This window comes from Rhodospirillaceae bacterium, from assembly GCA_040219235.1.
In the GTDB taxonomy this organism is placed as follows: Bacteria; Pseudomonadota; Alphaproteobacteria; order Rhodospirillales; family Rhodospirillaceae; genus WLXB01.
Genome location: JAVJSV010000011.1, coordinates 703,019 through 722,784 on the forward strand (window position 1 = coordinate 703,019; position 19,766 = coordinate 722,784).

The 19,766-nt window shown below is 57.1% G+C and carries 20 protein-coding genes and 1 riboswitch; of the genes, 10 read left to right on the top strand and 10 right to left on the bottom strand.

What is annotated here, in order from left to right; translation table 11 throughout:
- Positions 1-110: 110 nt before the first annotated feature.
- The 5 genes from pgi (at position 111) to RIC29_07315 (ending at position 5,630) form a co-directional block, all read left to right on the top strand.
- On the top strand, positions 111-1,745 hold the full coding sequence (gene pgi / locus RIC29_07295; protein ID MEQ8734712.1) for a glucose-6-phosphate isomerase: 1,635 nt from the start codon (positions 111-113) through the stop codon (positions 1,743-1,745).
- Positions 1,746-1,801: 56 nt separating this feature from the next.
- On the top strand, positions 1,802-3,625 hold the full coding sequence (mutL, locus tag RIC29_07300) for a DNA mismatch repair endonuclease MutL (GenBank protein MEQ8734713.1): 1,824 nt from the start codon (positions 1,802-1,804) through the stop codon (positions 3,623-3,625).
- 72 nt (positions 3,626-3,697) lie between these two features.
- Positions 3,698-4,618 carry a hypothetical protein gene (locus RIC29_07305; GenBank protein ID MEQ8734714.1) on the top strand — a complete coding sequence of 307 codons (921 nt, stop codon included), beginning with the start codon at positions 3,698-3,700 and terminating at the stop codon, positions 4,616-4,618.
- Between the two features lie 12 nt (positions 4,619-4,630).
- The gene (locus RIC29_07310; GenBank protein ID MEQ8734715.1) at positions 4,631-5,281 is read left to right on the top strand and encodes a DNA-3-methyladenine glycosylase I; all 651 of its coding nucleotides are present in this window, start codon (positions 4,631-4,633) and stop codon (positions 5,279-5,281) included.
- A 40-nt stretch (positions 5,282-5,321) separates the two neighbouring features.
- Entirely contained in the window at positions 5,322-5,630 is a 309-nt protein-coding gene (locus RIC29_07315) for a DUF1330 domain-containing protein (protein ID MEQ8734716.1), read from the top strand.
- Between the two features lie 72 nt (positions 5,631-5,702).
- On the opposite strand, the gene RIC29_07320 is transcribed toward RIC29_07315, so the two are convergent.
- Positions 5,703-6,488, bottom strand: coding sequence for an SDR family oxidoreductase (locus RIC29_07320; GenBank protein MEQ8734717.1), 786 nt, complete (start codon positions 6,486-6,488; stop codon positions 5,703-5,705).
- 267 nt (positions 6,489-6,755) lie between these two features.
- Here RIC29_07320 and RIC29_07325 point away from each other — a divergent pair, with 267 nt between their 5' ends.
- Positions 6,756-8,024 (top strand): class I SAM-dependent methyltransferase, encoded by a 1,269-nt coding sequence (locus RIC29_07325; protein ID MEQ8734718.1) that lies wholly within the window; start codon positions 6,756-6,758, stop codon positions 8,022-8,024.
- 203 nt (positions 8,025-8,227) lie between these two features.
- Here the strand turns inward: RIC29_07325 and RIC29_07330 are convergent, their stop codons facing one another.
- Both RIC29_07330 and RIC29_07335 read right to left on the bottom strand, forming a co-directional pair.
- Positions 8,228-10,372 (bottom strand): nitrilase-related carbon-nitrogen hydrolase, encoded by a 2,145-nt coding sequence (locus RIC29_07330; protein MEQ8734719.1) that lies wholly within the window; start codon positions 10,370-10,372, stop codon positions 8,228-8,230.
- An 8-nt stretch (positions 10,373-10,380) separates the two neighbouring features.
- Entirely contained in the window at positions 10,381-11,145 is a 765-nt protein-coding gene (locus RIC29_07335) for a hypothetical protein (protein MEQ8734720.1), read from the bottom strand.
- A 107-nt stretch (positions 11,146-11,252) separates the two neighbouring features.
- On the opposite strand from RIC29_07335, the gene RIC29_07340 reads away from it, so the two are divergent.
- Together RIC29_07340 and RIC29_07345 are read left to right on the top strand one after the other, a co-directional pair.
- Positions 11,253-11,855 carry a VOC family protein gene (locus tag RIC29_07340; GenBank protein MEQ8734721.1) on the top strand — a complete coding sequence of 201 codons (603 nt, stop codon included), beginning with the start codon at positions 11,253-11,255 and terminating at the stop codon, positions 11,853-11,855.
- A 108-nt stretch (positions 11,856-11,963) separates the two neighbouring features.
- Positions 11,964-12,140, top strand: a riboswitch (FMN riboswitch).
- 102 nt (positions 12,141-12,242) lie between these two features.
- A complete protein-coding gene (locus RIC29_07345) occupies positions 12,243-12,734 on the top strand; it encodes a 6,7-dimethyl-8-ribityllumazine synthase (GenBank protein ID MEQ8734722.1) in 492 nt (163 codons plus the stop codon).
- 201 nt (positions 12,735-12,935) lie between these two features.
- Here the strand turns inward: RIC29_07345 and rsmD are convergent, their stop codons facing one another.
- From rsmD to RIC29_07365, 4 genes are all read right to left on the bottom strand, one after another.
- Positions 12,936-13,544 carry a 16S rRNA (guanine(966)-N(2))-methyltransferase RsmD gene (gene rsmD / locus RIC29_07350; GenBank protein MEQ8734723.1) on the bottom strand — a complete coding sequence of 203 codons (609 nt, stop codon included), beginning with the start codon at positions 13,542-13,544 and terminating at the stop codon, positions 12,936-12,938.
- Complete coding sequence (locus RIC29_07355) at positions 13,541-14,338, bottom strand: pseudouridine synthase (GenBank protein ID MEQ8734724.1); 798 nt, start codon at positions 14,336-14,338, stop codon at positions 13,541-13,543. The genes rsmD and RIC29_07355 overlap by 4 nt, the downstream gene beginning before the upstream one ends.
- Positions 14,335-15,045: a gamma-glutamyl-gamma-aminobutyrate hydrolase family protein gene (locus tag RIC29_07360; protein MEQ8734725.1), complete on the bottom strand. Its 711-nt coding sequence runs from the start codon at positions 15,043-15,045 to the stop codon at positions 14,335-14,337. Before RIC29_07360 ends, RIC29_07355 begins: the two co-directional genes overlap by 4 nt.
- Before the next feature lie 64 nt (positions 15,046-15,109).
- The gene (locus RIC29_07365) at positions 15,110-16,129 is read right to left on the bottom strand and encodes a hypothetical protein (GenBank protein MEQ8734726.1); all 1,020 of its coding nucleotides are present in this window, start codon (positions 16,127-16,129) and stop codon (positions 15,110-15,112) included.
- A 136-nt stretch (positions 16,130-16,265) separates the two neighbouring features.
- On the opposite strand from RIC29_07365, the gene RIC29_07370 reads away from it, so the two are divergent.
- Together RIC29_07370 and RIC29_07375 are read left to right on the top strand one after the other, a co-directional pair.
- On the top strand, positions 16,266-16,721 hold the full coding sequence (locus tag RIC29_07370; protein ID MEQ8734727.1) for a nucleoside deaminase: 456 nt from the start codon (positions 16,266-16,268) through the stop codon (positions 16,719-16,721).
- Between the two features lie 61 nt (positions 16,722-16,782).
- A complete protein-coding gene (locus RIC29_07375) occupies positions 16,783-17,226 on the top strand; it encodes a hypothetical protein (GenBank protein ID MEQ8734728.1) in 444 nt (147 codons plus the stop codon).
- 4 nt (positions 17,227-17,230) lie between these two features.
- On the opposite strand, the gene RIC29_07380 is transcribed toward RIC29_07375, so the two are convergent.
- The 3 genes from RIC29_07380 to purD are packed head-to-tail and all read right to left on the bottom strand — an operon-like array spanning position 17,231 to position 19,609.
- Positions 17,231-17,980, bottom strand: a complete 750-nt coding sequence (locus tag RIC29_07380) for a DUF2817 domain-containing protein (protein MEQ8734729.1) — start codon at positions 17,978-17,980, stop codon at positions 17,231-17,233.
- Positions 17,955-18,323: a DUF2817 domain-containing protein gene (locus RIC29_07385; GenBank protein ID MEQ8734730.1), complete on the bottom strand. Its 369-nt coding sequence runs from the start codon at positions 18,321-18,323 to the stop codon at positions 17,955-17,957. The genes RIC29_07380 and RIC29_07385 overlap by 26 nt, the downstream gene beginning before the upstream one ends.
- Positions 18,320-19,609, bottom strand: coding sequence for a phosphoribosylamine--glycine ligase (purD, locus tag RIC29_07390; protein MEQ8734731.1), 1,290 nt, complete (start codon positions 19,607-19,609; stop codon positions 18,320-18,322). Before purD ends, RIC29_07385 begins: the two co-directional genes overlap by 4 nt.
- Between the last annotated feature and the right edge of the window lie 157 nt (positions 19,610-19,766).

Here is a 19,766-nt window from a genome sequence, read left to right on the forward strand (position 1 = left end):
CCGTCTCAAGGGGCTCCTTTTGTCCATTTCGCATTTGTGGGAGCGTGCTGATACACTTCAGCTGATACTTTATTATCATCACGCTTTCCACACGGACCCGCCAAAACGTCATGACCGTACCTGATCCTAAAAAAACAAAGGCTTGGGCTGTGCTGACGCAGCATAACCAAGCCATGGAAAATGTGTTGCTGCGCAATCTGTTTGATCAGGATTCCAAGCGCTTCAATAAATTCTCCTGGTCTCACGCGGGGCTTACGGTTGATCTGTCGAAACAGCGCCTGTCCGATGAGACGTTGCCTCTGTTGCTCGATTTGGCAGAGACCATGCAAGTGGCTGATCGGCGGAATGCCATGTTTGCCGGCCAGCCGGTCAACACCACAGAGAACCGCGCGGCGCTGCATGTTGCACTGCGTGATCCCACCGACCGTGCGTATTTCGTCAACGGCGAGGATGTCGCGCTGCAAATCAAATACGCGCGTGGCCGGATGCTCGCCTTCGTGAAACAAGTGATCAGTGGCGCACGAACCGGACATACCGGTCAGGCTTTTGACCGGGTGGTCAACATCGGCATCGGCGGGTCAGACCTCGGGCCGCGGTGTGCCGTCACAGCCCTGTCTGATCATTCCACGTCGCCGCTCAAAGTTGATTTTGTTGCGACCGTGGATGGCACAGCCTTGCAGGATGTGCTGGCGTACGCGGACCCGCATCGTACCTTGTTTCTCATTTGCTCAAAAAGTTTTTCCACTTTGGAAACCATGACCAATGCGCAGGAAGCGCGGCGCTGGCTTGTTGCCGCCTTAGGCGAAACAGCAGTGGCTGATCATTTTATTGCGCTGACAGCAGCCAACAGCGCTGCCGGGATCTTTGGTATTCCTGAAACCAATGTTTTCCCTCTGTGGGATTGGGTCGGGGGACGGTATTCGTTGTGGTCAGCGATTGGCTTGTCGATTGCCCTGGGCTGCGGTCCCGAGGTCTTCGAGCGTATTCTGGCGGGCGCGCATGCGATGGACCGCCATTTCGAGACCGCACCTCTGGCCGAAAATATTCCCGTGCTGATGGGGTTGGTAAGCGTCTGGAATCAGGATTTTTGGACCGCCTCAGCGCTCTCTGTTTTGCCCTACGATCATCGCTTACGGTTGGTCCCGGCCCACTTTCAGCAGCTTCTCATGGAAAGTAACGGCAAGGGCGTTCGCGCCGATGGCAAACCCGTCTCTGCCCGCACCGCGCCGATTGTCTTTGGCGGGTCAGGGGCGGAGTCTCAGCACTCGTTCATGCAGCAGATTCACCAATCCCCAAAAGTTGTGCCGGTTGAGTTTATTGTCGCGTTAGACGGGCAGGGCGATCCCCATCGTGATATTTTAGTCGCCAATGCTTTCGCTCAATCTGAAGCCCTCATGCGGGGGCTTCTGGAGGATGAAATCCCTCGGGATTCTGCCAAAAGTGCCGTTCCCTACAAGGTGTGTCCAGGCAATCGCCCCAGCACCACCATCCTGCTTGAGTCTCTAATCCCCGAAACCTTTGGTGCTCTGATCGCGTTATATGAGCATAGGACATTCGTGGAAGGGACGTTATGGGGACTCAACCCTTTCGACCAGTGGGGAGTGGAATTCGGCAAGGCTCTGGCCTCGAAGCTGATGACCAGCCTGGAAACCGGCCATGTCGCCGCTGGGCACGACTCATCGACAGCGGGACTGCTAAGCGCATATCTCGCTCAGAGGGGGCAGAACCGGACTCTTCCGTCATGACGGGCCCTACCCCGACTGGCCCTGGACTGACCGCTCCTGGCGTGACCGCCCCTAGCGTGACTGTCCGGGTGCTGCCACCTAATCTGGTCAATCAAATCGCCGCCGGTGAAGTGGTCGAGCGCCCTGCCTCGGTGGTCAAAGAACTGGTCGAGAACGCGCTTGATGCCGGTGCGACGCACATCGACGTCACCATGAACGATGGCGGACGCTCGCTGATTGTTGTTACGGATGATGGCCGGGGCATGGATGAGCGCGAGTTGGGTCTGGCCATTGAACGCCACGCCACATCTAAGCTGCCCGATGATGACCTGACAGAAATTGGCTTCTTTGGGTTTCGCGGCGAAGCGCTGCCGTCCATCGGCGCGGTTGCCCGCCTGACCGTGACCAGCCGTCCACGCAACGCGAGCAGTGCCTGGTATATCCGGGTTGAAGGCGGACGGCGCGAAGGCCCCGTGCCAACACCCCATCCACAAGGCACGCGCGTTGAGGTGCGTGATCTGTTTTATGCCACACCCGCGCGCCTCAAGTTTCTCAAAGCCGCGCGGACCGAACTCAATCATGCGGTCGACACCCTCGATCGCTTGGCCATGGCCAATCCTCATGTGGCATTCAGGCTCACGGCTGATGGCCGCAGTCGTCTGTCGTTGGACGCTGAATCCGGTGATTTGTTTGAGGCACGGTTGGCGCGGCTTGGCGCCATCATGGGGAAAGATTTTGTGCCCAACGCCGTCAAAGTTGAGGCCGAGCGCGAAGGTATGCGGCTTACAGGGTACGCTGGCGTGCCCACCTACAACCGTGGCAACGCCATGGCCCAGTATATGTTTGTCAACGGACGCCCGGTGCGCGACCGGGTGCTGCAGGGCGCGGTGCGCGGGGCCTATCAGGATTTTCTGGCCTCCAACCGCCATCCGTATCTGGCGTTGTTTTTGGATTGCTCCGCCAAGCTGGTGGATGTCAATGTGCATCCGGCCAAAGCCGAGGTGCGCTTCCAGGATGCCGGACGGGTGCGTGGCTTGATTGTCGGCGCGTTGAAACATGCGCTGGCCGATGCCGGGCATCACGCCTCCACCACGGTCAGCCAGCAGGCTTTGGGGGCGATGCGTCCTGAAGGCCGTGGCCAGCCCTATCGCCCCAGCGCTTCTTTGTTCACCGCCGCTCGTGCTGGCTACGCGCCATTGCTGCCAGCAGCGGGACAGGCTGGTTTTGCAGAAGGCCAACCCGCCTATGCTTATGATGACGCGCCAAGCGCATCGACCTTTGACCCGGCTGACGAGTCCAGTGCCGAATCTCCCGCCCAGGATTACCCGCTTGGCGTCGCGCGGGCCCAGGTGCACGAAACTTATATCGTGGCGCAAACCGCCGATGGTCTGGTCATCGTCGATCAGCATGCTGCCCATGAAAGGCTTGTGTACGAGCGTATGAAAGCCATGCTCGCCGATACCGGCATTGCGCGCCAATTGCTGTTGCTGCCGGAAGTGGTTGATCTCGATGAAGCCTCCGCCCAGCGCCTGATCGACCGGGCTGAGGAACTGGCCGAGCTTGGCCTGGTGCTCGAATCCTTCGGTGATGGCTCGGTGGTGGTGCGCGAAGTGCCAGCGCTGCTGGGCGAAACCAATGTTCAAGGACTGATCAAAGATCTGGCCGACGAATTGGCCGATATGGGCCAAGCCCTGGCCTTGCAAGACAAACTGGCCGATGTCTGCGGCACCATGGCCTGCCATGGCTCAATCCGGGCCGGTCGCCGCCTTGGCGGTCCCGAAATGAACGCCCTGCTGCGCGAAATGGAGCGCACGCCTCACGCCGGGCAGTGCAACCATGGACGTCCGACCTATGTCACGCTTAAACTCACCGATATTGAAAAGCTGTTTGGCCGCCGTTAAGGCTGAACACGCAGGCCGTGAATGCGCTTTCGGTGATGGGCATTTAACGGTCGATGAAAAGGTGAGGTAGGTATGCTGGCGGAACTGCTCCGCTATTGGACGACGTTTGCGCCCGAGCGCGTGCGCAAGCACGGCTACGTCAAACGTTTGATCAACCAAGAGTTCCGCTATAAGCGCAACGAACATGCGTGGGCCGAGCATCTTCTGAACAGCCGCACCTTCATTGTTGAAGCCGCCGACAAATGTCCGCGCCATAAAATCGTGGTCGTCTTAGGCTCAGGTCTGCTGCTCGATGTGCCTTTGCGCTCCCTGGCCGACCGGTTTGAGCGTGTTTATCTGGTTGATATGTTCCACATGCCGCAAGTGCGCGCCGAGGTCAAAAAGCATTTCAACGTTAAACTCTTGTATGGCGATATCACCGGCATCTTTGGCATGATGCAGGAAGGCGATTATCCCGGCGGCTCCATTCCGCCGCCCGAGCCCCGCATCCCCCACCTGCGTAATGCCGATCTCATTGTCTCGGCCAACTGTTTGACTCACCTGGCACCGCCCTTCTGCAAGTATCTGGAAGACACCCGCCATCTGACGGAATTTGATCAAGACAAACTCACCCTGCAAATCATGGAAGCGCATGTGCAGGCGATCGCCAATGCCCCGACGGCCGTTGGTGCAATCATTACTGATACCGAGCGGTTTATTCTTGCCCGGGATCGCGTTGTCAGCCGCAAAAATCTCATTCCCGGCTTGACCTTCCCGGCTACGGCAACCCTCACGCATAACCTGGAGTGGCAGTGGCTCTATGGCCCGGCGGGCGAAGATCATCCCACCCAGGATGTGGAACACACCGTCGTCACCCGGCTGTACGAGCGTTTCATTCCCGATGAGGAAGATGGCGAGGATGGCCTGGAAGACACCCGGCCAAACTTCGGCAGCGATGAAGGCGACCTGCCCAGTGAAGGCAGCGGCGCAAATGATGGACTGGAAGATGTTTAAGGCGGTTATATTGTGAAACTAGCGGAGGGTTTGTTCACCGGCGCGCATGGCAAGCTCAAAGACAAACCCAAATGTTTCTGGTGCGCCGGGCATGAGGATTACGAGATTTATCACGACCAGGAATGGGGCCGCCCGGTCGATGACGATATCCGCCTGTTTGAAAAGCTGTGCCTGGAGGGGTTTCAGGCCGGTCTGTCGTGGCTGACCATCCTGCGCAAGCGCGAGAATTTCCGTACAGCCTTCAAGGGGTTTGATTTTAAAACGGTCGCCCACTTTGGCGACAAAGATGTCGAGCGTCTGTTGCAAGACGCGGGCATTGTGCGCCACCGTGGCAAAATCGAGGCCAGCATCAACAATGCACAGCGGGCGTTAGAACTGGTGGACGAAGCGGGCTCCATCGCCGCTTTCGTCTGGCGTTATGAACCGGGCTCCAAAACCCGGCCTAAAAAACTCACCAAGAAGAACCTGGTCAAGATCACCCAAACGCCGGAAAGCACGGCCCTGAGCAAAGACCTCAAAAAGCGCGGCTGGCGCTTTGTTGGCCCCACCACCATGTATGCGTTCATGCAGTCCATGGGCATGGTCAACGATCACATCGAAGGCTGCGTCCTGCGGGAGGTTGTTGAAAAAGAACGTGCTAAGTTTAAGCGGCCTTGTTCATAAACCACTTAGAATTACCCTTTCACACAAAAGGACTCCTTACATGCCTGCCATTCTCATTGCTGATATTGATGTCACCGATCCTGACACCTATAAAACTTACCGCGAGGCCAATCCGGATATCGTCAACAAGTTCGGTGGACGCTATCTCGCGCTCGGCGGCGAAGTGCAGGTGCTGGAGGGCGATTGGCACCCCCGGCGCACGGTCGTGATGGAGTTTCCAGACATGGCTGCCATCAATGCCTTTTATGACTCGCCCGAATATATCGAGCTGCGCAAAATCCGCTGGAAAAGTGCGGACTCGCGTCTGGTGGCCCTTGAAACCCTGCCGGAACCGCGCGACCGGCCTTAAGGCGGCTGTCTGTAAAGTGTTCCCCGTGACGGCGGGATCAGACCCGCGTTGCAGCCATGACTTAGCTTATTGTCACTTTGGCCGTCTGAGGTTTTCAAACGCCTGCAAACCTTCAAAGGCTTTCATCATATCCTCGGTGGACATCGGCGGGAGGGCCGGGTCGTGGGTGTGAAACGTTTTGTCGACGCAGTCTGCATTGCCGACGCACCCTGCCGTGAGCGTGGCGATATCAAAAATATTTGCGCCGTGGCGCACACCACGGTCTTCGGTAAACTCAACGGTGCCGGTCTGCGTGTCTGTTAAAATGATTCCGGTTCTAACAATGGTGTAGGTCAGTCCACTGGCCCGCAGAAAATCTTCCGCCGCTGTTTTGTCATCGTAGATTTGTTTGAACGAGGTACGTTGGCGATCGCCCAACGTTGCGCTGCTGTCGCCCGCGCCGACCGTGCCCATAAGAATCACATGCGATGCGCCGCCCAGCAGTGCCGCAGCGGTGATGTTGTTGTTGCCTGTCTTGTGAATTGTGACTCCGGTTTGGGCTGACCCGAAGGACGCGGAGCGCGCAATCGAACTGATCACGGTGTCATATGAGTTTTCTTTGAACACGGTGTGCAGGGTGTCAGGCTCAAGCACATCGCCCACCACATAAGGCACGCCGATCTTATCCAGGTCCTCCACCTTAGACGTGGGTCGCACCAAAACGGTCACGTCGCTGCCTTGGGCCTTCAGGGCTTTGACAATCTCATAGCCAATCATGCCGGTGCCGCCAAACACCAGCACGCGCTCGGCACTGGCGGTCGAGGGTTGACTTGCAAAGGCAAGAAGAATCATCACTGTTAAAAAGAAGCGTTGAGGCATCACTGAAAAACCTTATGCGTAAGAGGGGGATAGGCAGGGCCGACACAGCCCTTCATTTTGTGACCGAGTATGAGCCCCCAGTGTCCCACTATGAGCCCAAATGTGAACGCCAATGTGAACCCAAGTAAGCCTTGCTTCCAGGCCAGAGTCAGCGCCCCACCAGCAGATGGATGGCCGGACGGTCCGAAAATCCTTTACAGCGGCGCTTGAATTGGCCAAAAAACGCCCCACATCCATACTTTAAATGTTACCGAAGAGCGCGCCGCCATGGAAAATGCTGCAGTAAACACCTCCGCCTCACACAGTTCCACTTCAGAAAGTCCCGCCTCAGAAAGGTCTGCTACCAAAAGCCTGACATCTGCGCCCCCGGCGGTGGACAACATCGATAACCTGTTTCAGCAAACCCACGACGAGTATGCCCGCTCGCGCTATGTTGCGACGCTGCACAATCACGCCCTGATGCGCGTGCGCTTCGACGTCAAAGATGTGTATGAAGCTGCCGTGCGCCCGGCGTTCGAGCAAGAAAAAGGCCGCCCGCCGGAAACCGGCCACGAAATTTCCAAGGCGATCAAGAAGAACCTGTTTTATCGCACTTATAGCTCCTTCCGCTATAACGCCCAGGAAATGCTGAGCCAGGCCAAGCAGTCTGCGGTGCAGCGCAAGCTGCCTGAGATGATCGCGGCGGTGAAAAAAATCGCCAACGAAAACCCTACCGGCGGCACCTTACGCACCAACCCCAATTTGGAAATTCCGCGCTACATCACGGCGCAGGATGTGCACCTCATTCCCGGCGGTTATCATTCTGAGTTTACGGAAGACGATGTGGCCCAGGGCTTTCTCACCGGCGTCAAGCCCGGCCCCATGGTCAACCGTGGGCGCGACTTCGGCAGCGTCGGCTATTCCATCGGCGCATGGATCAAACATGCTTATCCGGATTTTAAACCGGCGAGCATGTTGGATATGGGCACTCAGGGCGGCAGCAACCTCATCGCCTACAGCACCGTGTTCCCGGACACCGAATTGTATGGCATCGATATTGCCGCCCCCAGCTTGCGTTATGGCCATGCCAAAGCCGAGCAGATGGGTGTCAAGATGCACCTTAGCCAGCAAAATGCAGAGAAGATCGACTTTGAAGATGAGTCCTTTGACCTCGTCGTCACCAGTTTCTTCTTCCACGAAATTGCCGTGCCGGCCTCCAAGCGCATTCTCAAGGAAGCGCTGCGTGTGCTGAAGCCGGGCGGCCTGATGGTCAACCTTGAACTGCCGCCGCACAAGTCGTGCGAGCCGTTCCTGAATTTCATGTTTGATTGGGACACCAACCATAACAACGAGCCCAACTATCGCCGCTACCGTTCGCAAGATCCCACACAGTTGATGATCGAAGCCGGGTTCCCGGAAGTTGAGACCTTCGAGCGCGTTGTGCCGGAAATGGCCGTGATTCCAAAAGACGATTGCATCGCCATGTGGGACGGCAAGATGGAGCCCCCGCTGCACGGTCGCGGCGGCTGGTACATCTACGGCAGTCGCAAAGCGTAACTCCTTTCCGCTTTTATTAAGCGGAGCAGGGTAAAGCCTGTTTAGCAATAACCATAGTATGCACTCACCCCGTCGTCCTCGGGTTTAGGGAGCCTGTCCTCGGGTCGCATATTGCGATCCCGGGGATGGACCCAGGGTTACGGGTGTCGATCATGGTGGCGGGCTAACTTCACTCCACGGTGTAATCGGTCAGCAGGTCGTTCTCATCGCGGAAGGTTTGCTTCGCCAGAGGGCGGCATGTAAATGCCACGCTCGTAGAACCGCGCTTGTACCTCACGATGCACAACGCCATCTTGATATGGGAAGACAAACGGGTCGCCGTTCCATAGCTCATTCGGAACAGCGTGCCCTTGATTATAGGCGTCTGCATAGGCGGCGGGTTCGTCCCACAGCGGAATGTTCACTTTGGGATCACGCCGCGCCGCCCTCAGGGCCGCCATATCGATGTAGGCCATCAGCACGTCCGGACCATTGTGACTAACTTCGTTTCTGAGGTTGCCCCGGTAATCGATGACTTGGGATTCCCCATACGGAATCCAGGCTTTAGGCTTAGTCACATCATAACCGGTGTTCGACATCACCAGGTACGCCATGTTTTCGTAGGCGCGCTTGCGGCGGCAGGCATGCCACATGGGTTTCACGTTGCTCCAGCCCTCGGATGTGGATTGCACCAGCAACTCCGCCCCGTTCAGCGTCATCAGGCGTAAAATCTCTGGGAAGATCACTTCAAAGCAAATGATATGACCGATCTTGCCCAAGGGCGTATCGGCGACCGAGAACAGGCTCTCAATTCCAAATTCTTTTACATAGGCTTCAAATACACTGCCGGGGGTGTGATCCCGCAGTGCGCCAATCACATCGACGCATTGCACCTTGCGGTGTTTGTTGATGAGATCTCCGGAGTCATTGATCAGGAACGCGGTGTTAAACACGCGGTCCGGAAATTTTTCATCGATCTCCAACGCTTGCGCCGCGATGTAAATGCTATGGCGTTGGGCAAACTCCGACAGCACGTCCATCTCAGGGCCAGGCAGTTGCATGGCAACCGATAGAATATCTGGCACCGTGCGGTAGCCAGCACCACTGAAACAGAACTCGGGAAAAACAACCAGTTTTGAATCCCGCCGCCGCGCACGCCCCTCGACCAAGGCCAGGGCGTCCGTGATGTTTTTCATCAAAGCCGCACGGCGGCCCTCTTTGGGGAGTGGACTGATGTTCGCCGGTTGCGCCATCAGCGCGTAATAGCCATCCAACAGCTCATCATCCGCAGTCTGACGCAGAGCTTGGGCAGCGACTCTGTTTTCCGCTTCCGCCAGCCAGCCGGTTCTGGTTTCGGGTGGCGTGATGTCACCCCGTGATTCGGCGATATTCTGATAGACGGGTCCATACACACTATCCCGGAGAATCAGCGGGTAATTGTCGTAGCGATTAACGGAGATATGCGCCCGCGCCCGCCGCAGCACATCAATGTCGATGTCCGTCTGAACAAAGCTTTCATCGGCGCTCGCATGGGCTGTGTTGCCTTGCCAATCGAACAGACCGGTGAGCGTCGGCAGCTTAACCGTAACGTCCTTAACGCGGCGCATGGCGGGGCTCGCCGTTGCCACAATAAGCCAGTTTTCATAGGCAATTGTTGTCGGCAGTTCATCTTGGGCTTGGGACGCACCACCAACAAAGGAGCGGACCGTTGGGTTAAGAATAATTTCAGCGCCGCTGAGCATCGCGCCACGGACCAGGCCAGGCATCAGGATGTCTTCACCCGGCAGCAGGGCGAGCTTGCCAAAGGGGGTTAAGACCACAGTGAACGATGCCGGTTGTGCAATCCGTGATGTGCTGTCTGTGAACCCTGAGCTGAAGTCTGGTGTGATCTTAGGGGTTCTGCTTAACAGATCGCCCGTTGGACTAAATAAGAATCCAATGGTTTCCGTTTGGCCTGAGTCCTCAGCGACCATCGGCGCAGATCCCGCAAGATAAACGCCGAACTCTTCGGCCAATTCTGCCAGATCATCCCACACATCATCTTCGTCAACGGGATCGTCCCACTCCATTTCGCCGTGCGGCAGCAAAATAAGTGTCGGCCTCGTCTTCGTATCCGTCAGCGCCGTTGCTGAGGCGAGGCTGTTGCGCAGCGCATCTTCCGGGTCATCCGTTGACCAGCGGTCCTGCGACAGGATCAGCGTTGCCGTCAAGGCATTGGCCGCACGGTCGGTTGCGTCCCCTGGCCGTCGCGACATCCCCACAGCCGTACTCGAAGACAACACGGATAAAAAGCTCGGTGCCAGCACGCCGCCACCCAGCGCGCTTTTCAACAGGCTCCGCCGTGTAAGAATCAGCCGCTTGTTCCTCATCGCCACCCTTACTCCACGTTGTATTCGGTCAGCAAATAGTTCTCATCCCGAAAGGTTTGCTTCGCCAGAATGCGGTCGCCTTTAATGGCCCATACCTCTAACGCGCCGGTGGAATAATGAATGGTGTCAAAGGTGCCAGCGGGCACGGTAATGGTTTCCTCGCCGATGCGGGTCAGTTTTGATTGTAAAATGCTGCCCAGCACCGGTCCGTCCTCGCCTCGCACCGGACTGATAAAATAGGCCGTACGGTCCAAGGTTACGCTGTCCTCTGTTGCGTCTTCATCGTCCGGGTCCATGACCGATGAGTTCCAGGCGTTCAGCCCTTCTGCATGGCTGACAATGGCAAAGGCTTCGGGCATGCGCAGTTCATGTTCTGTACGGCCCAGAGGGCCAAACGATGTTGCGTGCAGCAGGTCGCCATCCACGGCGATGCGCACCGAACCCTTAAAGCCCTCCGGATACCAATAGCTGCCAAACATCTCGATGGGGCGGAACACCGGGTCCACCCGCATCACAATGTTGTGCTGACGGTCGTCGATGAACATGTTTTTCGACACCATCATGGTGCGGCTGCCGTCGCTGTGCGCGATCATGCGGAAGAACTCCTGACCGCGCAGCGTGGTGCCATCTTCCTCATAAAAGCTGTGGGTGCCGGTCACCATCCGCAAAATGTTGGAATTGGTTTTGGTCTTTGCCGTTTCTGCTTGTGCGTCTGAAAACGCGCTGAAACTCAGCGCCACAAGGAGGGTGGAGAAAAGGCGGCAAAAGGACATGATGTTCTCCTCAAGGCGGACTGGGAAACTCTACCATAGTCGCAAAGCCCCGAACGGGTATAGGCTGCAACTGACATTGCAATCGCACAGGGAATGGGAGACACAGCATGATCAGGTTCGCCCTTGCGCTTCTCGTGAGCATCACAGTTTTTGCGGCCGCACCGTCGTTCGCCGATAATCATCTCGGCGAGTCCGCCGGCAATCATCTCGGCGAGTCCGCCGGCAATAATGACATCAAGTCAGACGACGAGCGTTACGTGCGCCTCAAACGACCCAATCTGGTCGTGCCTGATTTAGACGCTGCGCTAAAGTTCTATGTCGATCACCTGGGCTTCACATTCGCCTATGCCGAAGACAGCGCCATCAACCCAGACACCAACTTTGCCTATCACGCCTTTAACTTCGACCCCACCAAGGCCATCCGCCAGGCGACGCTGCACACCTCGGTCGAGGAGCGCGGGTTTGCCCTAACCGAAGTGCTGGGCCTGGAGGCGGAGATCACCCGCACCCCCAGCCTCACTGCCATGGTGGTGGAAACCAAACGCTTCATGGCCTTGCGCGACGATCTTATCGCTGAGGGCTACACGGTGACCGACTATCGCGACACCAGCAAAAACAATTCCGATGGCGTCGGGATTCTTGAAATGGGCGTGCTTGATCCCGCTGGCCATCTGATTGTGGTGTACGAATATGTTGGGGTGGTGGAGTAGGGCTTGCCTGCCGGTTTTCGGGTGGTGCGCGCATATGGGACAGGTGTTTTTGTGCGTATCGACACGCCGCTGATCCCTCGCTAAAGTCGCCAAACTTCGCATAGTGTGAAGTGTTCTCAGGGCGGGGTGTAATTCCCCACCGGCGGTAAGGGTTAATGCTGTTTCGAGCTCAGACCTAAGCCCGCGAGCGCCCTTCGGTCGTCTTGAGTTGGATGATCAAAGGGGTCAGCAGATTCGGTGTAACTCCGAAGCCGACGGTGAGAGTCCGGATGGAAGAGAACGAAGAGAGAGATGCGGCACTCCAGCGGTTCCTGTGGGGACGTCAGGGTGTGGCAACTGTCGTTTCGTACGCCCTGGTTCTGGTCTCTAATGCTTAAGGAGCAAACCATGAATCAGGTTCCCCAGCACAAAACCATAACTGCGGCCAAAATCGCATTCATTCAGGCCGCTTGGCATACAGATATTCTCAACAAAGGCTATGACGCCTTTGTCGATCATATTCAGGCCGCTTCACAATCAATCGAGGTGCAGCGCTTCACGGTCCCCGGCGCGTTGGAAATTCCACTGCTGGGAAAAACGCTGGCCACCTCTGGCACCTACGCTGCCATTGTCGGTTGCGCGTTTGTCGTCGACGGCGGCATCTACCGGCACGAGTTTGTCGCCACGGCAGTGCTGGGCGGCTTGATGCAAGCCCAACTGGACACCGGCGTGCCGATCCTGTCCATGGTTCTAACGCCGCATCACTTCAGCGCGTCAGACGATCATCAGATGTTCTTCCTTGAGCACTTCAAAATCAAAGGGCGTGAAGCCGCTGATGCCTGCCTGGCGGTTTTGAAAACCTACGACGAACTGAAGCAGGATTTAAAAGCTGTCGCCTGAATGAGCGAGTTAGCAGTCTCCAGAAGACTTTCTAAAATCGTGAAAAACGTCTGCACTTCAACCAGTTGCGGGGTACTGTTGATGCCTACTCGTTTGAAACAAAACGAAGAGGCTGATTTGATTGAAAATAGGCCCGTAAAAAACGCCGTGCATGGGCTCGTTTGGTGGGAACGAGCCGAATAACTTTTTGCGCTGCTTTTTTTAAGGCCGCACCAAGTACGTCAACGCGCCGCGTCCATAGCTGCGCACATCTTCTATTATGAGCCCTTCAGGTGCTGTAAGTGTTTCACTTGAAGCCGTCTCTACCACCACTACGGCCTGCTCTGTTAGCCAGCCTTTTGCCATGAGGCTTGCGACAACCGGTGTGCTCAGGTTTTGCTCATAGGGCGGGTCGAGTAACGCCAGATCGAAAGGCTGCGACGCCTGGGGCAGAGCCGTGGCATCCATCGTCAGCACGTTCACTTTATCATCCACTTTCAGCGTTGCGATGTTGCGTTTAAGAATAGCCAGTGAGGCAGGAGTGAATTCAACAAAGGTCACATGAGCAGCGCCCCGGCTAAGGGCTTCCAGACCCAAGGCCCCAGTGCCAGCGCAGAGGTCAATCACCCGTGCGCCTCGCAGGCGAAACCCGATGTTGCTAAAGCTGTGCTCAAGGCGGTTGAACAGGGCTTGACGGGCGCGGTCTGAGGTCGGGCGCACGCTGTCGCCCTCGGGCACAAACAGCACTCTATTTTTGTAAGTGCCTGACGTGATGCGGATCTTGCCAACCGGCTTATTAGCCGCTTTGCCTACTTTTTTTGCGCCAGTCATTTTCGCGCGTTATTTTTGCCGGTGTTCCGTTTGATCTCCGGCACGTCTGCGCCCAGTTGTTCCTTGAGCACTTTGCCGGGAATTTCTGTCAGTTCACCGGGTTTCAGCGACCCCAGTTGAAACGGCCCGTAAGCGGTGCGCATCAGGCGGCTCACTTTAAGTCCGACATGCTCCATCACCCGCCGCACTTCGCGGTTTTTGCCTTCGTTAAGGGAGACCGTCAGCCACGCGTTGGTGCCGGGTTTGCGATCCAGCTTGACCTGCACGGGGCCATAGTGAATGCCGTCAATTGTCACGCCTTCGGCCAGGGGGTCAAACATCCGGTCTTTGACCTCGCCATGGACGCGCACCCGGTAGCGCCGGGTCCAGCCCCGCGACGGATGCTCCATCGAGCGGGCCAGTGTGCCGTCGTTGGTCAACAGCAGCAGGCCTTCCGAGTTCAGATCAAGACGCCCGATGGAAATGACACGCGGCAGATGCGCGGGCAGAGAGTCAAATACCGTTTCACGACCGCGCTCATCTTTGTGGCTGGTCACCAAGCCGGTTGGTTTGTGATAGCGCCACAGGCGCGGCGGATCAAGGGCCGGCAGTTTTTCGCCATCCACCCGCACCACGTCGTCAGCTGTCACTTTAACACCTGGCTGTTGCAAGGTTTCGCCGTTGACGGTCACCCGGCCTTGCTCAATCAGCGCTTCGGCTTCCCGGCGCGAACAAATGCCCGCGCGGGCAATGACCTTAGCGACCCGGTCACCCGGCATTGTATCGTCGGTTTTTGTCGCTTTGGGTGCGTTCATGTGCAGGCCTGAATAAAAGAGTCGTACAGGCGCTTATCGCCCTCAGAGATGTGAAATTCCGGATGCCATTGGACCCCAAGGCACCAGCGCTTGGCGGGGTCTTCAATGCCCTCAATCACGCCGTCTGAAGCCAAGGCGTTGATCACCACGGACTCCGGTACTGTTTTTACCGCCTGATGATGGGCGCTGTTCACCGCCAGGCTCTCGGCCTTCACGATGTCATGGAGCCGCGACCCGACCGCAATGCGCACCTCATGCCCGGCTTCATCGCGGGGGTTCGGTTGCTCATGGGCCAGCGCGTTCTCCACTTCATCGGGGAGGTGCTGAATCAGGGTACCGCCCAAGGCTACGGCCAACAGTTGCTGCCCGCCGCAAATGCCGAACACCGGGCGGTCTTGCTCCAGGAAGCGTTTGGTCAACCCCAGTTCAAAGTCCGTACGGTCGGCCTTTAGCACCACGGTGTCGTGTTTGGTCTGTTCCCCAAATAGCGCTGGGTCCACGTCAAAAGCGCCACCAGAGACAATCAGGCCGTCAATCAGATCAGCATACTGATCCACCAGTCTGACATCTGCAGGCAATATGAGCGGTAGGCCCCCGGCTGCCGTAACCGCAGAACAATAGTTCACGCGTAGCGCATACCAGGGAAACTTGGAATAGCCGCCGGGGTCTTCCCGGTCTGCCGTGATACCGATAAGAGGCTGTTTCATGCTCCGGGCTTTACGCTGTCGCGGGTTGCCGGGTCAAGTGCGGGGCACGTCAGCGAGGGGCGTGCTAAATGCTGCGACGCTTAGGCGGGGCAACCGGAACACCATCTGCGGCCCGGTAGGCCCGCTCTGCGGTTGCTGCAGACGCCGACATATCGGATTCAAACACCTGGCTGAGCACACTGCCCCAATCGTCCTTGCCAAAGCCTGAGGGCTGCATGGCGAAGGGGTCGTCGACCATTTGCATTGGCTGTGCCGAGAACATCTCAGCCAGCATTTGCAAGAGATACATGGAGACGCCCATTTGGTGTGCATCCCCCGAGCGCGCGGCATACCCCATGTCGAACGGTGAGTTTGGCCGGTCAACGAATTGTGGTTTCAGGTCCGGGGTTGAAGGCCCAGCCAGTTTCCCAGGCTCAAACAGGGCGGCCACATCGGCCGTTTCACTGAGGCGGTCGCTGAATTTATTTTTTAACCAGTCGATGACACCTGCGGCTGTCCGGGCCAGGCCGTTGTCTTCAAAAAATACGGTTTTGTTCGCATGGGCAGCTGCGGGCAAAACATCGACCGCTGGTTTGGTCGGGTTTTGTTCGGCGGTTGTAACCAGTGCCGTCGCGCCCCAGGCCCCAAGAAAATGGGCGAAGTACAATTCCGCTGGGCTGGCCTCGCGGCCCAACGCGGTTTCGAGTGTTTTGGCGTTGTCCCCGGCAAAGAAGGCGGCGAATTGAGAGGCGACGTCCGGATCGCGTCTTAAGGCCAGCATTTCCATCTCTGCGGCCTCATTTAATACCGTCAGCCGTCCCGTCGCACTTTCTTTGATTTGGGATGCGAAATCACCAAAGCCAATTTCACCGCCATGCTTCCGCATCATGTCGAGCCAAGTGCCGCGGGTGAATTGAAACAAGCCCGTGGCCGAGGAGGTGGCCGCCTTGGCACTCGAATCGAAGCCACTTTCCTGGGCCGCTTTGGCCAACAGGTAGTGGAAACTGACGCCGCTTTCCGCGCTCGCCGTTTGAATGCCTTTTAAGGTGCGCCGTTCGACCTCGTGGCCGCCGATCCGCACCACGTTACCAGCGTGGTCGATCATGGCAGAACTGTCCCAATAGTTTTGTCCCACCTGAACTCTATGCGCCGAAGGTTACCAGAACCTTACCGGCGTATTCGGCCCCGTTGTTGAGAGAGTTCTTGACGTTGCCCGGCGGGGTCTGGATTGTCCGCTTATGATGACTCGCCCTAAAGATTATATGGCCCTGGCCTTGAAACAGGCCAAAAACGCCTCAAAAATTGGTGAGGTGCCTGTGGGTGCAGTTTTGGTCGATTCGACCTCGGGCCAGGTGATCGCCGCCGCTGGCAATAGGGTTGAGACAGATCGTGACCCCACGGCCCATGCGGAAATGCTGGTGATTCGCGCCGCCGCCAAGGCGCGGGGTGAGGCGCGCCTGCCGGACCTTGATCTTTATGTGACCCTTGAACCGTGCGCGATGTGCGCCACCGCCATTTCTCATGCCAGGCTGCGGCGGGTCGAATTTGGGGCGTATGATCCGAAAGGCGGTGGTGTTGAACACGGTCCTAAAATTTTCACCCAAACTACCTGTCACCATCGGCCTGAAGTCGTTGGCGGCATACGGGAAGCAGAATCTTCGATCTTGCTGAAAACGTTCTTTCAGGATCGCCGGTGACCTCCGCGATCCAAAATGCTGTCGCGCTTGCACCGGAACACCGGGTCGTTAGGATGGCGGTATGATCAAACGTGCCCTTATCGCGCTGAGCAGCTTGTGTTGTATTTCAGTGATGCAGCCGACCCTGGCCCAAGACGAGGACCTCCGTCCGCGCGCCTACGTGGGCCGTTATATTCAGTTGGATCCGATGATGGTGCCGTTCCAAACGGCGCGTGGTATCCGATATGAGGTTATCACTGTGCGCCTTGTCATCGGGGCAAACGCGACGGCGCGTTATGCGTGTTTCGTCGCGCCGAAGCTGCACGAGCAAATCATGTTTTTTCTCTGGGATCGTGTTTTGTCGTCGTCAGATTTCGAGGGTGAACGCCAAGCCGGACTCGCAGCGGATATTCTCAAATACGTTGGCGAGCAAACGGATCCTCGATATTACTCAGCGGTAGAACTGGCTGGCGGCTATGAGGAGATGGATGAAGCCTCGCAGAACCTGTCCAATCTCTGCAAATAGCGTTTTAAAGCCCAGCCAATCCCTCCAGACCCCGTTGCCACACGGCCATAGACCGCTCGTAGACGGCCTCGCGCCATGACGGCGAGTCCGGGCAGAAGGCTTCTTTTAGCTGTGCTTTCACGGTGGCGGCAAACTCAGAGTTCAGGTCACCATGAAGGTGCAACCAGTTGTCGGCCCGCAGGACCTGATAAATGTCGCCCAACGGGTGGGTGCCAAACTCCAAAGTGTTGCCATAAAACGATGTCGGCGCTAGTTCACGGGCGATGCCGGTAAGGTTGTAGCCGTCATGAGCCTGACGGCCAGCGCCGGACGCCATAATACTGACGCCGTCGTTTCCCCAGACATCATGGGCGTGCTCAATGCCTGGATCACCTGCGTTGCCGACGATGTAACATTCGCCATGACCAGAAGGTCCAAGACCGGTATGGAAGTCAATCAAGGCCACATGATCTGCATTGACCGTATGCGTCTTCAGAACCTCTAAGATGCGCGTGCGCGACCATGTTGGGGCTGTGCCACCATAGAACACGCCGTCGGGTCGGCTGAACTGTCCACCCATCACAACACGGTTTAAGGCTTTTTGACCGTGCGTTTCTGCATAATCGGACAAAATTGTATCAGCCGCTGCTCGTGCGTCGTCGGTCCAGTCGTTTGGGCAAATCGCGCCGTGCAGCTTGTCGTATTCCGGTTTTTCTGGAACAGGTTCGGTGTAGTCCAGGAAGTTACGATTAAGGTCGATATTGCCTTCGGTCACTCGGCGCAAACCAGGCAAAGCCGTGGGGGTTCACGGCATGCAAAAGAAGCACGGCGATGTCCTCTGGGAGGTCTTGGTAGCGCTGTTCAGCGAGCCATGCCACCTGTGCCGCGGACCCCAGGAAGCCTTCACCCCCGTGAGTCGCTGACATGGTGACAAAGACCTTTTCGGCGTCAGTGGCGCCAAAGCGCGCGACGTCCAAAGCAAGGGCTTCTCCAGATGGCCCTTTCAGCGGGTGGGCGTGAGTTAGGATTTTGGCCTTGGCGGTTGTTGCGGCCTCTAAAAACTTCTCCCGCGCCAAAGCATACGTCGGCGCGAAATACGCATGAAGCGCATCAGTCACGTTGACGCTTTCTTTTCGCGTTCCACGGCACGCCAGCCGATATCACGGCGACAGAACCCGCCGGGCCAGTCGATAGCGTCCACTGCTGCATAGGCTTTGGATTGTGCTTCGGTGACCGTTGATCCCATAGCTGTCACGCCCAGCACGCGACCGCCCGTTGCAGTCAGGGCATCGCCGTCCATTTTGGTGCCCGCATGAAACACGACCACATCGTCCTGGCTTGATGCCTTATCAACGCCTTTGATGACAGAACCTTTTTCATAGCTGCCGGGATAGCCGTTGGCCGCCATGACCACCACCATCGCTGCCTCGTCATGCCAGCGCAGATTAAAACGATCCAGTTGACCGTCGGCGGCGGCAACCAGAGCGGGGAGAATATCAGACTTCAAGCGGCGCATCAGCACCTGGCACTCCGGGTCTCCAAAACGGACGTTGTATTCCAGAATTTTTGTGCCCTTTTTGCCAATCATGAGTCCTGCAAATAAAACACCCACATAAGGTGTACCCTGGTCCGCCATGGTCTTCACAGTTGGCATAATAATGGTGTTCATTACCTCTTCGGTTAGGGCGTCAGTCATCACGGGGGCGGGCGAGTATGCGCCCATGCCCCCCGTATTGGGGCCGGTATCGCCATCGCCAACGGCTTTGTGGTCTTGCGCAGAAATCAGCGGTAGGGCGTTGGTGCCATCCACCAGAGCAAAGAAACTAGCTTCCTCGCCCTCAAGAAATTCCTCAATGACAATCTCATCGCCGGCGTCACCAAAAGTTTTATCACTCATCATTGAATCGACGGCCGCGTAGGCGTCTTCAACCGTGTCACAGAGGATCACGCCTTTCCCGGCGGCCAAACCATCGGTTTTTACGACAATCGGGGCACCCTGTTCAGCGATGTAGACTTTCGCGGCATTGATATCTGTGAAACGCCCATACGCCGCTGTGGGGACACCTGCGCTGGCGAGCAGGTCTTTCATATGCGCTTTTGAGCCTTCCAAGGCGGCAGCCGCAGCGCTCGGGCCAAAGGTCTTGATCCCGGCGGCACGCAAGCGGTCGGCGAGCCCCATCACCAACGGCGCTTCGGGTCCGACAACGACAAAATCGATGGATTTTTCCTGCGCGAAAGCGACAAGTCCCTCAAGGTCCTCTGCGCCAATCGGTACGCATTCGGCATCCTGCGTAATGCCTGCGTTGCCGGGCGCACAGTATAAATGATCACACAGGGGGGATGCCGCGATGGCCCAGCATAAGGCGTGTTCACGGCCTCCGCTGCCGACAACCAAAACTTTCATGACAAACTCTCCGGTATTTGCTGTTGCATTTTTTCTCTACCGAAGGCTTTTTAGCACGATAGAACGTGCTGAGCACGATAGAGCGAGCGTGCTCAGCTTGAAAGCAATACGGCAACGCGATGGCACTCTTTATCCAGAGTTTTTAACGCTAAGCAAG

What these genes read in the sequence shown, in the direction of transcription:
- pgi (MEQ8734712.1), top strand. Translation starts at nt 111, where the DNA reads ATGACCGTACCTGATCCTAAAAAAACAAAGGCTTGGGCTGTGCTGACG.
- RIC29_07305 (MEQ8734714.1), top strand. Translation starts at nt 3,698, where the DNA reads ATGCTGGCGGAACTGCTCCGCTATTGGACGACGTTTGCGCCCGAGCGC.
- RIC29_07315 (MEQ8734716.1), top strand. Translation starts at nt 5,322, where the DNA reads ATGCCTGCCATTCTCATTGCTGATATTGATGTCACCGATCCTGACACC.
- RIC29_07320 (MEQ8734717.1), bottom strand. Translation starts at nt 6,488, where the DNA reads ATGCCTCAACGCTTCTTTTTAACAGTGATGATTCTTCTTGCCTTTGCA.
- RIC29_07325 (MEQ8734718.1), top strand. Translation starts at nt 6,756, where the DNA reads ATGGAAAATGCTGCAGTAAACACCTCCGCCTCACACAGTTCCACTTCA.
- RIC29_07330 (MEQ8734719.1), bottom strand. Translation starts at nt 10,372, where the DNA reads ATGAGGAACAAGCGGCTGATTCTTACACGGCGGAGCCTGTTGAAAAGC.
- RIC29_07335 (MEQ8734720.1), bottom strand. Translation starts at nt 11,145, where the DNA reads ATGTCCTTTTGCCGCCTTTTCTCCACCCTCCTTGTGGCGCTGAGTTTC.
- RIC29_07340 (MEQ8734721.1), top strand. Translation starts at nt 11,253, where the DNA reads ATGATCAGGTTCGCCCTTGCGCTTCTCGTGAGCATCACAGTTTTTGCG.
- RIC29_07345 (MEQ8734722.1), top strand. Translation starts at nt 12,243, where the DNA reads ATGAATCAGGTTCCCCAGCACAAAACCATAACTGCGGCCAAAATCGCA.
- rsmD (MEQ8734723.1), bottom strand. Translation starts at nt 13,544, where the DNA reads ATGACTGGCGCAAAAAAAGTAGGCAAAGCGGCTAATAAGCCGGTTGGC.
- RIC29_07355 (MEQ8734724.1), bottom strand. Translation starts at nt 14,338, where the DNA reads ATGAACGCACCCAAAGCGACAAAAACCGACGATACAATGCCGGGTGAC.
- RIC29_07360 (MEQ8734725.1), bottom strand. Translation starts at nt 15,045, where the DNA reads ATGAAACAGCCTCTTATCGGTATCACGGCAGACCGGGAAGACCCCGGC.
- RIC29_07365 (MEQ8734726.1), bottom strand. Translation starts at nt 16,129, where the DNA reads ATGATCGACCACGCTGGTAACGTGGTGCGGATCGGCGGCCACGAGGTC.
- RIC29_07370 (MEQ8734727.1), top strand. Translation starts at nt 16,266, where the DNA reads ATGACTCGCCCTAAAGATTATATGGCCCTGGCCTTGAAACAGGCCAAA.
- RIC29_07375 (MEQ8734728.1), top strand. Translation starts at nt 16,783, where the DNA reads ATGATCAAACGTGCCCTTATCGCGCTGAGCAGCTTGTGTTGTATTTCA.
- purD (MEQ8734731.1), bottom strand. Translation starts at nt 19,609, where the DNA reads ATGAAAGTTTTGGTTGTCGGCAGCGGAGGCCGTGAACACGCCTTATGC.